This window comes from Chryseolinea serpens (genome assembly GCF_900129725.1).
GTDB lineage: Bacteria > Bacteroidota > Bacteroidia > Cytophagales > Cyclobacteriaceae > Chryseolinea > Chryseolinea serpens.
Genome location: NZ_FQWQ01000005.1, coordinates 210,717 through 224,618, shown reverse-complemented (window position 1 = coordinate 224,618; position 13,902 = coordinate 210,717). Strand labels below are relative to the sequence as shown.

The 13,902-nt window shown below is 52.3% G+C and carries 10 protein-coding genes; 2 read left to right on the top strand and 8 right to left on the bottom strand.

Annotated elements, in window-relative coordinates:
* Position 1 precedes the first annotated feature (1 nt).
* The 5 genes from BUB30_RS28940 to BUB30_RS28920 all read right to left on the bottom strand — a co-directional run bounded on the left by BUB30_RS28940 (position 2) and on the right by BUB30_RS28920 (position 6,516).
* A complete protein-coding gene (locus BUB30_RS28940; RefSeq protein ID WP_084138455.1) occupies positions 2 to 1,756 on the bottom strand; it encodes an OmpA family protein in 1,755 nt (584 codons plus the stop codon).
* Positions 1,757 to 1,892: 136 nt separating this feature from the next.
* Positions 1,893 to 2,747 carry a transglutaminase-like domain-containing protein gene (locus tag BUB30_RS28935; RefSeq protein ID WP_073141658.1) on the bottom strand — a complete coding sequence of 285 codons (855 nt, stop codon included), beginning with the start codon at positions 2,745 to 2,747 and terminating at the stop codon, positions 1,893 to 1,895.
* Positions 2,748 to 2,934: 187 nt separating this feature from the next.
* Positions 2,935 to 4,566, bottom strand: a complete 1,632-nt coding sequence (locus BUB30_RS28930) for an acyl-CoA carboxylase subunit beta (protein ID WP_073141656.1) — start codon at positions 4,564 to 4,566, stop codon at positions 2,935 to 2,937.
* Between the two features lie 224 nt (positions 4,567 to 4,790).
* A complete protein-coding gene (locus tag BUB30_RS28925) occupies positions 4,791 to 5,732 on the bottom strand; it encodes an MlaD family protein (RefSeq protein ID WP_073141654.1) in 942 nt (313 codons plus the stop codon).
* A 46-nt stretch (positions 5,733 to 5,778) separates the two neighbouring features.
* On the bottom strand, positions 5,779 to 6,516 hold the full coding sequence (locus tag BUB30_RS28920; protein ID WP_228450788.1) for an N-acetylmuramoyl-L-alanine amidase family protein: 738 nt from the start codon (positions 6,514 to 6,516) through the stop codon (positions 5,779 to 5,781).
* A gap of 136 nt (positions 6,517 to 6,652) precedes the next feature.
* Here BUB30_RS28920 and BUB30_RS28915 point away from each other — a divergent pair, with 136 nt between their 5' ends.
* Positions 6,653 to 9,370, top strand: a complete 2,718-nt coding sequence (locus BUB30_RS28915) for a putative LPS assembly protein LptD (RefSeq protein ID WP_143165128.1) — start codon at positions 6,653 to 6,655, stop codon at positions 9,368 to 9,370.
* Positions 9,371 to 9,560: 190 nt separating this feature from the next.
* On the opposite strand, the gene lysS is transcribed toward BUB30_RS28915, so the two are convergent.
* Entirely contained in the window at positions 9,561 to 11,291 is a 1,731-nt protein-coding gene (gene lysS, locus BUB30_RS28910; protein ID WP_073141651.1) for a lysine--tRNA ligase, read from the bottom strand.
* Between the two features lie 92 nt (positions 11,292 to 11,383).
* A complete protein-coding gene (locus BUB30_RS28905) occupies positions 11,384 to 12,568 on the bottom strand; it encodes a proline dehydrogenase family protein (RefSeq protein ID WP_073141649.1) in 1,185 nt (394 codons plus the stop codon).
* Positions 12,569 to 12,677: 109 nt separating this feature from the next.
* On the opposite strand from BUB30_RS28905, the gene aroB reads away from it, so the two are divergent.
* The gene (gene aroB, locus BUB30_RS28900; protein ID WP_073141648.1) at positions 12,678 to 13,721 is read left to right on the top strand and encodes a 3-dehydroquinate synthase; all 1,044 of its coding nucleotides are present in this window, start codon (positions 12,678 to 12,680) and stop codon (positions 13,719 to 13,721) included.
* Here the strand turns inward: aroB and BUB30_RS28895 are convergent.
* Positions 13,712 to 13,900, bottom strand: a complete 189-nt coding sequence (locus BUB30_RS28895; RefSeq protein ID WP_073141646.1) for a hypothetical protein — start codon at positions 13,898 to 13,900, stop codon at positions 13,712 to 13,714. The genes aroB and BUB30_RS28895 overlap by 10 nt on opposite strands.
* Between the last annotated feature and the right edge of the window lie 2 nt (positions 13,901 to 13,902).

The following is a 13,902-nucleotide window of genomic DNA, read 5'->3' as shown; positions in this document are numbered from 1 at the left end:
GCTATTTTTTTAACACCGTAAATTCCACCCGCCGGTTATTCGCCCGACCTGCATCCGTGTCGTTCGTATCAATGGGTTTGGTCTCCCCATACCCATGCGCCGTTAATCGGAAACTATCGATGCCCTGGCTGATGATATAATCTACCACCGCCTGTGAGCGTCCTTGCGAGAGGTTCAGGTTGTAGTCGTCCGAACCTTTGCTGTCGGTGTGTCCTGAGATCTCAATCTCCACCGAAGCATTTTGTTTCAGGAAATCCACGACTTTATTCAATTCCGGGTAGGACTCTTTCTTCAGCGTGGTCTTGTCAAAATCGAAATAGATATTTTTCAGTCGCACGGTCACGCCCACCTCAATAGGTTGCAAATAAATGTCACGCGAAAAAGGTGAATGCCCGTCATCGTCGGCCTCCACACTGTCGACGGCATTCAGGTAGCCGTTGGCGGAAGCCGTGATCATATACCATCCCAGTTTAGGGATTTCCTTTTCAAAACGTCCGTCCGTTGCGGCCAGTTTGAAGGCCGACTTCCGGTCGCCTTTCACCACCACGTCCAAATTGGCCGTGATGAGTTTTTCGGTTTTCTTGTCGTAGACATTTCCGGTAATCAGCAATTTCTTGGCCACGGGGCGAAGCAACACTTCCATGTAGATGGTGGTGTCGCTGTTCAGCACGGGAAGTTTGAAGCTTTGATCGTTCGGCTGGAATCCTTCGAGGCTGGTGGCCACAGAATAGGCCAGCACTTCCGGCATTTTGGTTTCGAATTTTCCGGTGGCGTTCGATTTCAGTTTCACGGGCTCTTTGTCTTTCACACGCACCTCTACGTTGGCTTGCAGCGCGTCCTTTGTTTTCTCGTTATAGACCATGCCTACCAGGTTGATCTTAAACGTCTTGGGAACCAACGCATAGAGGTCAAGTTGTGCGCCGTCGAGGGCCTTGTTGGCGCGGCTGGTAAAAATATTACCGGCATTGTCGATGGTGAAGTAATAATCGAGTGCACTGGTGTTGATGGGCTTGCCCATGTTCACGGGCTCTCCCCAGTTCGCCCACGTATCGTCTGCGCGGGGCGATTGGTAAATATCCACGCCACCTTGGCGTCCCGGCGCCTGGCGGGCACTGGCAAAATAAAGCGATTTCTGATCGGGGCTGATGAACGGACCTACGTCGTCGGTGCTGGTGCTCAACTTCAGCTTCGCAGGTTTGGAGAACGAACCGCCAGGTTGCTGATGACTGGCATAGAGGTCGCTGTTCGGACTGTTCTCTACTTCGCTAAAATACATGATGATATGTTTGCCGTCGGCCGACATGGATGCGCCATAGAAGCGGCCCTTGTTCATGTTCTTAAAATCTTTCACATCCAATTCCCGCAGGGAGCTGCCGTTGACCACCGAAAATCCTTTCTCGCCTTTTGTGCGGCCACCTTTTATAAACAGGCTCCCATCAGGGAACACCGTGAACACCTGGTTAGAACGGTGCAGGTTGAAGGGCGACGACATGTGTTGGGCCAGGCTCCAGACGCCGGTCGCGTCCTTCTTCGACATCCAGATGTCCTGGGTGTCGTCCTTGCCATAGGTGTTGTCGGGGTGATTTTGAACAAAGAAATAGAGCGTGTTGCCATCGGGTGAGATCACCGGCGCGGCCTCGTGCCGGAAGGTGTTCACATTCTTGTCCATCTTGACAAGTTCGTAGCGCGTGGAAAATTGTTGAGCGTGGAGGGTAAGGCTTGCGACAACTAAAACAAGCGGTAAAGCTATTCTCATGCGTGCGTATTTGAAGATGCTAAGGTAAAGATATTCAGCGAATTTAAGGAATAGGACGCAGGCCGCCAGCGTCTAACAGCGGGAAAGAACGCCGGGTTCAAAGGCGTGTAGGGTTTGAAGCAAAATAAATGAAAAGCTACACGCCCAGGTCGGCGCCGTCGGCAATGATCAGCAGCAGTTCTTTTACCTCTTCCGCCTTGGCATGTTCGCCCATCTTATCAAACGACATGATGAGATTCCGAAATACCCGACGAATGATCTCCAGGCTCGTGCAAGGTTCGAAGAACGACTCCTGGTGGGGCAGGTGCAACTCGTTGATGTAGTTTTCGATGTCCTGCTTCGAAAAAATGAGTCCTTTGTTAAAGGCGTTGATATAAAACTGGGTGTGCTTGGGGTCTTTGTAGGTGAGCACAAATAAATTGGGAAGGTTCACACCGTGCACGGGCAGCTTTAGCTTTTGCGCCACCAGCATGTAGAGGATGCACAGGGTAATGGGATTGCCCTTACGGGTCTCCAGCACCACGTTGATCATGGAGTTGCCGGGCGAATGAAAGTTCTTGGTGTTGGCGCCAAATTTCAGTTTGTTAAACAACACACTGTTGATCACCTTCACCTGGTCGAAGGGATAGAGATCGGGTTTAAACTCGAGCCACGTTTCGTAGTACAATTGTTCGAGGTCCTGCCGGAGTTTGATGAGTTCGATGTCCGGGTACTGATACGTAGCCACCAGCCACATGCCGGTGAGCAGATCCTGTTCAGGACTATCATACCATTCGCGGATGCGTTCCTTCAGCAGTTCATATTGCAGGGTGTGGATGAGCTCTTCGATGCGCCGCTGCACCATGGGGTTGAAGTTGCTTTCCCATTCTTCTTCCAGGAAAGGAATGATCGTGGTGCCCAGCGACAGTATCTTCTCCTCGACGTGGCTAACGATCTTTGCATCTTCGTCGTCCAGCAGCGAAACCAGGGCTTTCAATTCAGCATCATTCATAGGCTTCAAAAATAAAATTACGATTCCCTACCAGCCACATCTCCAAATGCAACCTAAAAACAGTGCAGGTGGGCATTCGGTTTTCGGCAACTTCTGAAAAACTTCAGACGCTTCCAAACGAAAACCCCACGTCCTTCTCAAAAATTCTATCGCTTCATCGAAAAATAATAATGGTCTACACCATGGTTCAGGTTTGAATGACACCCGCATTAAATTTCTCCACGATGCCATGATTGGCCGCTTCGATGCCCATGGAGATTATTTTCCGCGTTTCAAGGGGATCGATCACGCCATCCACCCACAAACGCGAGGCAGCGTAGTAGGGGCTGAGCTGATCATTATAGCGATCCACGATCTCCTTCAGCAATTTGTCCTCCTCCTCTTTTGTGATTTGTTGCCCCTGTCCTTTCAAGGCATTCACCCGTATTTGCAACAATGTTTTGGCGGCCGCCGCCCCGCTCATCACGGCGATCTGCGCGGTGGGCCAGGCAAAGATGAGCCTGGGATCGTAGGCTTTTCCACACATGGCATAGTTGCCCGCACCATACGAATTGCCGGTGATGATGGTGAATTTGGGGACGGTGCTGTTGGCCATGGCATTCACCATTTTTGCGCCGTCCTTGATGATGCCACCGTGCTCCGCCTTGCTGCCCACCATGAACCCGCTGACATCCTGCAAAAAGAGCAGGGGAATTTTCCGCTGGTTGCAATTCATGATAAAGCGCGCGGCTTTGTCGGCAGAGTCGGAATAGATGACGCCACCCATTTGCATCTCGCCCTTTTTTGTCTTCACGATTTTGCGCTGGTTTGCCACGATCCCCACCGACCACCCTTCGATGCGGGCCGTGCCACAGACCAAGGTCTTGCCGTAAGACGCTTTGTACTCCAAAAAGTCTGAATCGTCTACCAATCGCGTAATGATGTCCAGGACATCGTATGGCTTCGCGCGATCGGCGGGCAGGAGGCCGTAGAGTTCTTCCGGTTTTTCTTTGGGCGGCTTTGAAGCCGCACGATCAAAGCCTGCTTTTTCGGTGGCGCCCATTTTATCGAACAGGGAGCGGATGTAGTCGAGACAGGCCTGGTCGTTCGGGAACTTGTTGTCGGTAACACCCGAGATCTCGCAGTGCGTGGTGGCGCCTCCCAAGGTTTCGTTGTCGATATCTTCGCCGATGGCGGCCTTCACCAGATAGGATCCGGCCAGGAAGATCGAACCGGTCTTGTCCACGATCATCGCTTCGTCCGACATGATGGGTAAATAGGCTCCCCCCGCCACACAACTTCCCATGATCGCCGCAATCTGCACGATGCCCATCGACGACATCTTGGCGTTGTTTCTGAACTGCCGTCCGAAATGTTCCTTGTCGGGAAATATTTCATCCTGCATGGGCAGGAACACACCGGCGCTGTCGACCAGGTAGATCACCGGAAGCCGATTTTCCATGGCGACTTCCTGTGCGCGGAGATTCTTTTTGGCGGTGATGGGAAACCAGGCGCCCGCTTTCACGGTGGCATCGTTGGCCACGATAACGCACTGCCTACCGGCCACATAGCCGATGCCCGTTACCACCCCGCCCGACGGGCAGCCGCCTTGTTCTTTGTACATGCCCTCGGCCGTGAACAGGCCGATCTCCAGGAAGGCGGAATCTTTGTCGATCAGGTATTCAATGCGCTCCCGGGCGGTGAGCTTTCCCTTCTGATGTTGTTCATCGATCTTCTTCTCGCCACCCCCCAGTTTTATTTTCTTTTCCTTGTGGTGAAGCTGCGTGACGAGCTGTTTGAATTGATCTTCGTTTTTGTTGAATTCCAGATCGGGTTGCATACGTTGGCGGATTATCGGTTAGCCCCTAAAGATTGGAATATTGGGGATGAACTCCAAGGTTGTTGCAGCGTGTTTCAGGCATCGCTCTGACTTGGGTTGGCCGGTGCGTTTACCTTTCATCATCGCGGCGCGCAGGGCCATCCCTTTCGACCTGCCAACCGTGCGACGCGGGACTACTAGAAAGAAAAAAGCCCCGGAAGTATTCTCCGGGGCCTTTGCGTTTCTTATTTCTTCGAATCCTGTTTTTTCAGATCCCGTTCGATCTTCTTCTGACTTTTGCCCAGCGGGCCCAGGAAGTGTTTCGGATTTTTGTCAAAATGTTTGGCCAGCGCGTCAATATCCAGCAGCAGTTTGTTGAGGTTTACATACAGTGTATCCTCCGTCAAGAGCTTGCTGGCCGTGTTGTCGCCTTTGTTGAGGCGCGACAGGGTTTCATTCAGCTTGGTGAGGCTCACATTGGCTCGTTTCAGGGTGCCATTGATCTGCAGCATTTTCAGCGAATCAGACAGGGTATGGAAGTTGGCCAGCGTGGGCTTGAGTTGAGTCAGTGTGGCGTTGACGTTGCCGGTAACCGATCTTAGCGAATCACCTATCCCGCCGATCGTAGTGTTGGCGGTAAGAAGCGTACGATTGAGCAAACCGGGGGTCGACTGCAGGCGAATGAACATCGTGTCGAGACGGTTGGTGTTGCGGGCCAGGTTGGCGAGGACAACGTTGAGGTTGGTGAGCGTGGTTTCCGCCGTAGTCGATAATGTGGCGGCAAAATCGAAAATGCCTTTGGGTACAACGGCCCGGATGGTGTCTTTCGGATTCAGCTTGCGCGTACCGGGTTTCACGTCCAGAATAATGTAGCGGCCGCCCAACAGCTCACCGTCCAGCACGGCACTGGTAGAATCGGTCAGAACGATTTCCGAATCGATGTCGAGTTGCACCACCACACGGTTCTTTTTTTGCTGGATCTGGATGTCGCTCACACGCCCTACCGCCGTACCATTGAGATATACCAGGTTCGATTCCGTGAGTTTGTCTACATCTTTATAGACTACATAGAACTTGTGCGTGGTCGAAAAAAAATCGATGCCCTTCAAAAATTGAAAACCGACGTAGAGCAGACTTAGGGAAACGACCATGAAGAGGCCGACTTTGAATTCTTTGGATAGTTTCATGCAGTAGAATTTCTATGGGGGATAGATCCAACAGTTGGTTTCGATCTCAATTTATGGATTCTACCTCACTTTTGTATTCTTTGAAGGCGCGGTATATGCCCGAAGCGATCAGTTCCTGGCCTTCTTCGCCGGAAAGAAACTTTTCTTCCGTGCTGTTGGTCAAAAAACCGGTCTCCACCAGCACGCTCGGCATGGTGGTTTGCCACAACACCACAAACCCCGCTTGCTTCACGCCCCGGCTCACACGACCGGCCTTGGTCTTGAATTGTGATTCTATTTTTGATGCGAAGCGAAGACTATTTTCCTGGTAGGCACTCTGGGTGAGGGTGAAAAGGATGTAGGACTCCGGGGTGTTGTTGAAGCCCTCATAGCGTTCCTCATAGTTCTCGTCCATGAGGATCACGGAGTTTTCGCGCTTGGCGATCTCCAGGTTGCCTTCGTCTTTGTGGAGCCCCATCACAAACGTTTCAGTGCCAAAAGCTTTGGCATTGGGGTTGGCATTGGCGTGGATACAAATAAAGAGGTCGGCCTTATTTTTATTGGCGATGGCGGCGCGCTCATCCAAGGCCAGGTAGCGATCGTCTTTGCGAGTGTAGATCACCTTTACACCGGGCATATTTTTTTCGATATACTCGCCCAGTTTGAGGGCGATCTTGAGGGCGAGATTCTTTTCCTTCAGGATTTTGCCGTGTGTACCTTCGTCGTGGCCGCCATGGCCGGCGTCGATCACCACCACGTCCACTTTGGATTCGCGGGGCGGAAAGGTGCTCGAAGAGTTTAGCAAGGTTATTGCTATCAGTAGCGCTGTCAATCCTATATTCCTCACGGGCCGTACGATGTTCAAAGTATTTGCAATAACTTTAGGCAAAATTGTGAATTTTTCACTGAAAGGTAAAGAACGATCCCCCAACTCAGCGCGTGTGCGGTATTTTATAGCCATCATTTTCACATTTTATATAGTACAGGCCGCCGTGGCCCAGGTGGAGCCCCGTGTGAAACCACCGGGGGGGCTGCTTCCCTACAAGTCCGATTCTTTAAAAACTACCCCTCCGTCCCCCGATTCCCTTGCGTTGCCCCCTACGGATTCGCTCCGGACCAAGGCCGACTCCACCAAAGCCAAGCCACAACAAGGCGACATCGAGACTACTATCAACTATTCGGCCAGAGACTCCATCCGGGCGCAGGTCGACGGCAAAATGATCTGGCTCTATGGCGACGCCAAGATCGTTTATGGCGAAATCGAGCTGGAGGCCGACGAGATCGTGATCGACTATGGCAACAACACCCTCACCGCCCATGGCACCCGCGATTCACTGGGCAACCGGGTGGGGTACCCGATCTTCAAGAACGGCCAGGAGCTATACGAGACCAAGGACATCATTTATAACTTCAAGACCAAACGCGCTCGCATCAGCGAGGTGGTGACCCAGCAGGGTGAAGCCTACCTCGCCGGCGATGTGGTCTATAAGAATGAAAAAGGTGAGCTGCTGAGCCGCCGCAACAGCTACACCACCTGCAACCTGGAACACCCGCACTTCCGCATCCGCGCCACCAAGACCAAGGCCATTCCCAACGACAAGATCGTGGCCGGTCCATTTTATATGGAGTTCAACGACATTCCGTTACCCATCGGGTTCCTGTTCGGCATGTTCCCTTCACCGCGGCGCAGCGCGTCGGGCATCATTGTGCCGAGCTACGGCGAGGAAAAACGACGGGGTTTCAACCTCCGGGGTTTGGGTTATTTCTTCGACATCAGCGAGTACATAAAACTGGCCCTGACGGCCGACATTTACTCCAAGGGAGGTCATGCCCTGTATGCGAACTCCTCCTATATCAAACGCTATCACTATAACGGCACGGTAAATTTTGCCTACTCCAAAAACCCCGACAGCGACAACAAGATCGAAACCCAGTCGTTCACGAAAGACTTCCGGCTCACCTGGAGTCACTCCCCACAGTCCAAGGGCACCGGTCGTTTTTCAGCGTCCGTGAATGCAGCCACGGCCACCTTCAACCAGAACAACTTCTTGTCGTATGGCACACAAGGCAATCTCTACAACAACTCGAGCCTGAACAACACCACCGCCAAGCTGAGCTCGAACGTTTCCTACAGCAAACGTTTTACGGGCTCGCCCCTCTCGCTGGGTATAAACCTGAACCACAACCAGGATCTGAAAACCAAACAAATAGACCTGCTGTTGCCCAGCCTGAGTCTGAACATGACCAACCTCTATCCTTTCCAAAGTAAAAAAGGAAAGACCGGTCCGCTGGACAACTTCTCCATTGGCTATGCCATGGCCGCTCAAAACCGGGTGACCAACAACCTTGGCCGGCTCACACCGACCGCGGCGCATGATAGCATCGCGCCCTTCACGGGAAGCAACTTCGGCACGTTCTTCGCCAATGGCAAAAAAGGCATGCGCCATACCATCCCGGCGACATTCTCATTCAAGGCCTTGCGCCACTTCACCATTTCTCCTTCCGTGAACTATGAAATGAAGTGGTACGACGAACAACAGGTTTGGAAATATGACACGGCCAACGCCGTGATCGCGAAGGTGGGCACGGAAAAGGGCTTTAAAAACATATCCAACTACTCCATGAGCGTGGGTATGACCACGCGTCTGTACGGGATGTATTTCATGAAGAACAAATTGAAAAAAATAAAAGCCATCCGGCATATTGTCAATCCCTCGGTCTCTTACAGTTTCACACCCGACTTTAGTAAAAATCCCCAGTACTTCACCCCCATACACGATGTAAAACGCGACATCTGGGTGTATCAGGATCGGTATGTCGGCTCCGTCTATGGCGGCTCGTCCATTGGAAGAAGCAGCGCCATCGGTTTTGGCATTGGGAACAACGTGGAAATGAAAGTGCAGGGTCCCCAGGATTCCGTGGCCCGCAAAGTGATGCTGCTGAACAACTTCTCGATCAACAGCAGCTACAACTTTTTGGCCGACTCTTTCAAACTGGCGCCGTTCTCGATGGCCGCCAACACCAACATCCTGAACAACCTCCTCAACATCAACGTGTCGGCTACACTGGATCCGTATCGCGTTGAACGCATCGTGAACGAAGACGGCACCTGGTACGAAAAGCGCCGCGACGACTATGCCTGGAGAAGCGGATCGGTGGGAAGGATTTCCAGCGCCACGCTGGCCATGAGCACCAACCTGAACCCAAAGGCCCGTAGCAAGGAAACAAGCAGCCGCGAAAAGATCGGGAAGTCCGACCTGCCCGAGACAGAGAAGCAATTCCTCATGCAAAACCCCGATGCCTATGTGGACTTCGACATCCCCTGGAGTATGAACTTGAGTTATAACTTCAGCTATCAGAACCCGGTAAAAACATCGCAGGCGGTGAAGCCCACCATCAATCAGACCCTGACCATGAACGGCGATTTGTCGCTATCGGAAAAATGGAAAGTTACCTACAGCTCAGGGTTCGACATCAAGGCCGGCCAACTCACGATGACCAACCTCGGCATCGCACGGGACCTTCACTGCTGGACGATGCGTTTGAATTGGACACCCTTTGGATACTTCCAGCAGTTCAACTTCACGATTAATGTGAAATCGTCGATGTTGCAGGATTTGAAGCTGGAGAGGAGGAAGCCTTACTTTGATAATTTGTGATGGTTAGGAGCCAGAATCCAGGAGCCAGAATCCAGGAGTCAGAATACAGAATCCAGTAGTCAGTAGCCAGTATACACGATCTGGTAGTCAGAATCCTTGGACCAGAATCCAATAGCCACAATCTAGTAGTCAGAATCCAGGAGCCAGTCGTTGGTAGTCAGGGTGTCATTTGGGGCCGGGGTCTTGATTTTTATTTTAGCCAGCCTTCCACTTCTTCCATGGTGGGGTTTTGGACGTTTTCCAGTTTCATCTTTTTTCTCAGGCCGCAGACGTCGTTGAAGAGCTTGGAGGCTTTCATTTCTTTGAGTTGCGTGAGGGATGTGATGCCTAGTTTTTGAAGGATGGGGACGAGTTCCTTGCGAACGCCCAGGGTTTCGAAATCTTTTTCCGTGAGCTGCGCTACGGGTGTCTCCGGTTTCATCTGGGGGAAGAAAAGAACATCCTGGATGGACGGCGAGTTGGTCATGATCATAGAGAGACGGTCGATGCCGATGCCCAGGCCGGCCGTTGGCGGCATGCCGAATTCGAGGGCGCGGAGAAAATCTTCGTCCAGGGTCATGGCTTCTTCGTCGCCGCGTTTGCCAAGCTCCAATTGTTCTTCAAAGCGATTGCGTTGATCGATAGGGTCGTTCAGCTCGCTGAAGGAGTTGGCGATTTCTTTGCTGTTGCAGATGGCTTCGAAACGCTCCACCAGTCCCGGCTTGCTGCGATGCTTTTTCGCCAGGGGCGACATCTCTATCGGGTAGTCGGTGATGAACGTGGGCTGGATCAGGTTGGGCTCGCATTTTTCGCCAAAGATCTGGTCGATGAGCTTGCCTTTTGCCATGGTGTTGTCCATGGGCACGTGAAGCTTGCGGCAGGTGTCGCGCAGTTCTTCTTCGTTCATCGCCGAGATGTCGATGCCCGTGAAATGCTGGATCGCTTCAAACATGGTGTAGCGTTGCCAGGGGCGTTTGAAATCAATGATATTTTTGCCCACGGTCACTTCCGTTTTTCCATGAAGATCCAAGGCTACTTTTTCGATCATCTCCTCCACGAGGTCCATCATCCAATAGTAATCCTTGTACGCTACATAGAGTTCGATCTGTGTAAACTCCGGGTTGTGAAAGCGTGACATGCCTTCGTTGCGGAAGTCTTTTGAAAATTCGTATACGCCGTTAAATCCACCGACAATGAGTCGTTTCAGGTAGAGCTCGTTGGCAATGCGCAAATACAGCGTCATGTCCAGCGTGTTGTGGTGGGTTTTGAAAGGGCGCGCTGCCGCACCCCCATAAAGCGGTTGGAGAATAGGGGTCTCCACCTCGAGGTATGCTTTGGCGTTGAGGTATTGGCGCATGGAGTTGACCAACTGGGTGCGTTTGATGAAGGCATCGCGCACCTCAGGATTCACGATGAGGTCCACATAGCGCATGCGGTAGCGCTGTTCCGGGTCTGTGAACGCGTCGTGCTTGGTGACGTTGCCTTGCTCGTCGGTTGTTTCCTTCACCACCGGCAACGGGCGCAGCGATTTCGAAAGCACCGTGAGGCTGGTCACGTGAATGGAAATCTCACCAGTTTGTGTAGTGAAACCAAAGCCCTTCACCCCGATGATATCGCCGATGTCGAGCAGTTTTTTAAATACGGTATTGTAAAGGTTTTTGTCTTCCGTAGGGCAAATGTCGTCGCGGCGGATGTAGATCTGGATGCGGCCGGTTTCGTCCTGCAATTCGGCAAACGAGGCGTTGCCCATAATGCGGCGGCTCATGATCCGGCCGGCGATGGAGATGTCGCGGTAGTCGCTTTTATGACGTTCATAGTTCTCCAGGATCTCCCGGGCCGAAGCATTCACATCATAAAGTTCGGCCGGGTAAGGGTTGATCCCCAGCTTCTCGAATTCCTCCAGGCTTTTCCGGCGGATGATCTCCTGTTCGCTCAATTGCATGACAAAAATTTTGGGCAAAAATACGCGAATTAGGGAGAGGTAAAAATCTCCAGGCGATATTGGCCCGGTCCGGGCCGATCTTTTGGTGAAAACTACCGCGCGTTCCGGCGGCGCTTCAGCTCCGAGCGAATCAGCATGAGCTCCCGGCTGCTTTGGCCGGCCACAGACGTGTTTTCTGCCGCCCGCCGTAACAAGTATGGCATCACGGAACGCACCGGTCCATAGGGCACGTATTTGGCCACATTATAGCCTGCTTTGGCAAGGTTAAAGGAGATATTGTCGCTCATGCCATAGAGCTGCGCAAACCAGACGTGTGGGTCATTGTTGGCCATGCCCTCCTCGGCCATCAGGGTGGTGAGGTAGCGGTTGCTGTATTCGTTGTGCGACCCGCACATGATGCTGATGTATGTCCGATGCGCCACGCAAAACACGAGCGCGTCGTTGAAGGCTTTGTCCGTTGCCGCCTGATCGGGTTGAATGGGGCTGGGGTGGCCTGAGGCCGTCGCTCGGGCCCGTTCCTTTTCCATGTAGGCACCCCGCACCAGCTTGGCCCCTAAGAAGTAATGATGGCGCAAGGCGCTTTCGTAGGCATCCTTCAGATTTTGAAGAGACGTTGTGCGGTAGAGTTGATAGGTATTGAAAACGATGGCCTTCTCGCGGTTGTATTTTTCCATCATCTCATAGGCCAACTGATCGACCGTGTCCTGGATCCAGGTCTCCTCGGCGTCGACCAGCACCGGCACTCCATAGGCGTGGGCCAGCCGGCAAATATTGTCCACCCGGTGCCGGACCAGTTCGAAGGACTTGTGTTCTTCCGGGGTAAGGATCAGTTTTTTCTGTACTTTCTCCAACACATCCGTGGAGGCCAGGCCCGTCACTTTGAAGACCGAAAACGGGATGTTTTTGCTTTGATGCGCCTTTTCAATGGTACGCAGGGTTTCCTCCATGGCACGGTCAAAACCAGCTTCTGTTTTCTCCCCTTCCACTGAATAATCCAGAATGGTCTTCACACCAAAACGGGCCAGGGTCGCCGCCGCGGCTTCGGTTTCCTCGATGTTCTCTCCCCCACAAAAATGATCGAAAGCGGTTGCCCGGATCAATCCTTCCACCGGCAGGCGAAGCATGAGTGCGAGCCTTACCGACCCCGTGGCAAGGGCGGACATCCACGGGTGGTTTACCAATGAAAAAATAAAGCTGGCTTTTTTTATGGCCGCGTCGGACTTGTACTGGAAGGCGACGGCGGTGTCTTCAAATGAAACGTTGGTCTCTGGTTTCATAACGAAAAATGTCGGGCAAATATAGGAGTTATCCTCACCGCCGGTAACAGCCAAAATTTTGTTTGCCGGGATTTTAATAACTTTCGATCAAAAGATTCATAAAAGCCCGATGCTGCCCGATAACATTCTGTTTTCTTCCGATCCCGCCAACGATTTAAGGTCTTTTCTACAGAAAAAAAATTACAGCCAGGTCGGTGTGCTGGTCGATGAAAACACCCAACAGCACAGTTACCCGCTCATCCGGGAAGGCCTTCCCGCGCATTTCGTTATCCCGGTAAAAAGCGGCGAGGAACAAAAGAACCTCACCACCTGCACCACCATCTGGCAGGCCATGACCGACCGCGCCATGGACCGCCATGCATGCCTCATCGTGCTGGGCGGCGGCGTGCTGGGCGACATGGGTGGCTTTTGCGCGGCCACCTACAAACGGGGCATTGATTTTATTTTGATCCCCACCACCCTCCTGGCGCAAGCCGATGCCAGTATCGGTGGAAAACTGGGCATTGATTTCAATCATTACAAAAACCATATCGGCGTCTTCCAACAGCCGACGCTCACCCTGCTCTATGCCGGCTTTCTAAAAACCCTTCCCTACGCCGAGCTGCGTTCCGGATTTGCCGAGGTGATCAAACACACCCTCATCGCCGACAAGGCCATGTGGGAAGTGATCTCGAAGAAACCCCTGGAAACGCAGGACTGGGATGCCCTGATCCGCCACTCCGTTGCCTTCAAGGCGCGCATCACCCAGGAAGACCCAAAAGAAAAAGGACTCCGCAAAATCCTGAACGCCGGCCACACCATTGGCCATGCGCTGGAAACTTACCTGCTAGGCGCCGGCCGTCGCGTGCTGCACGGGGAGGCCGTTGCTGTTGGACTCATCACCGAAGCTTATATCGGGAGGCAGAGAAACTTCATCACTGAGGAAGACTTCAAGCGACTTTGCGCTTTTCTGCTAAAGATCTATGGAAAAGTAAATTTCAGGGAAGAAGAACAAGAGACAATTGCCGGGGTGGCATTGCAAGACAAGAAAAATAAAGGAAATACAATTCTAAGCGTCCTGCCCGATGGGATCGGCAGCGCCAAATGGGACTATGAAATCAGTCTTGATGAGGTAAAAGGGGCTCTGTCATTTTACCGCTCACTTCAGATGTAATAGCCTGTCTCTTCCGTGACAACTTTTTTACCCGATTTCAGGGAGCCTTTCAAAGTCCGTGCTCCTTTGGCAACAACCAATTTGGTTTTTTCTTTTCTGTCGCCAGTCAACAACCAGGCGGCCAGTAATGCGCTTGAGGCGATGCCTACACCCAATGCGATTTTTCCAGTAGTACTCATAT

Bases quoted from the DNA above. Each gene is read 5' to 3' on its own strand.
- BUB30_RS28930 (WP_073141656.1), bottom strand. From the start codon at position 4,566: ATGCAACCCGATCTGGAATTCAACAAAAACGAAGATCAATTCAAACAG.
- lysS (WP_073141651.1), bottom strand. From the start codon at position 11,291: ATGCAATTGAGCGAACAGGAGATCATCCGCCGGAAAAGCCTGGAGGAA.
- BUB30_RS28925 (WP_073141654.1), bottom strand. From the start codon at position 5,732: ATGAAACTATCCAAAGAATTCAAAGTCGGCCTCTTCATGGTCGTTTCC.
- BUB30_RS28895 (WP_073141646.1), bottom strand. From the start codon at position 13,900: ATGAGTACTACTGGAAAAATCGCATTGGGTGTAGGCATCGCCTCAAGC.
- BUB30_RS28935 (WP_073141658.1), bottom strand. From the start codon at position 2,747: ATGAATGATGCTGAATTGAAAGCCCTGGTTTCGCTGCTGGACGACGAA.
- BUB30_RS28940 (WP_084138455.1), bottom strand. From the start codon at position 1,756: ATGAGAATAGCTTTACCGCTTGTTTTAGTTGTCGCAAGCCTTACCCTC.
- BUB30_RS28905 (WP_073141649.1), bottom strand. From the start codon at position 12,568: ATGAAACCAGAGACCAACGTTTCATTTGAAGACACCGCCGTCGCCTTC.
- aroB (WP_073141648.1), top strand. From the start codon at position 12,678: ATGCTGCCCGATAACATTCTGTTTTCTTCCGATCCCGCCAACGATTTA.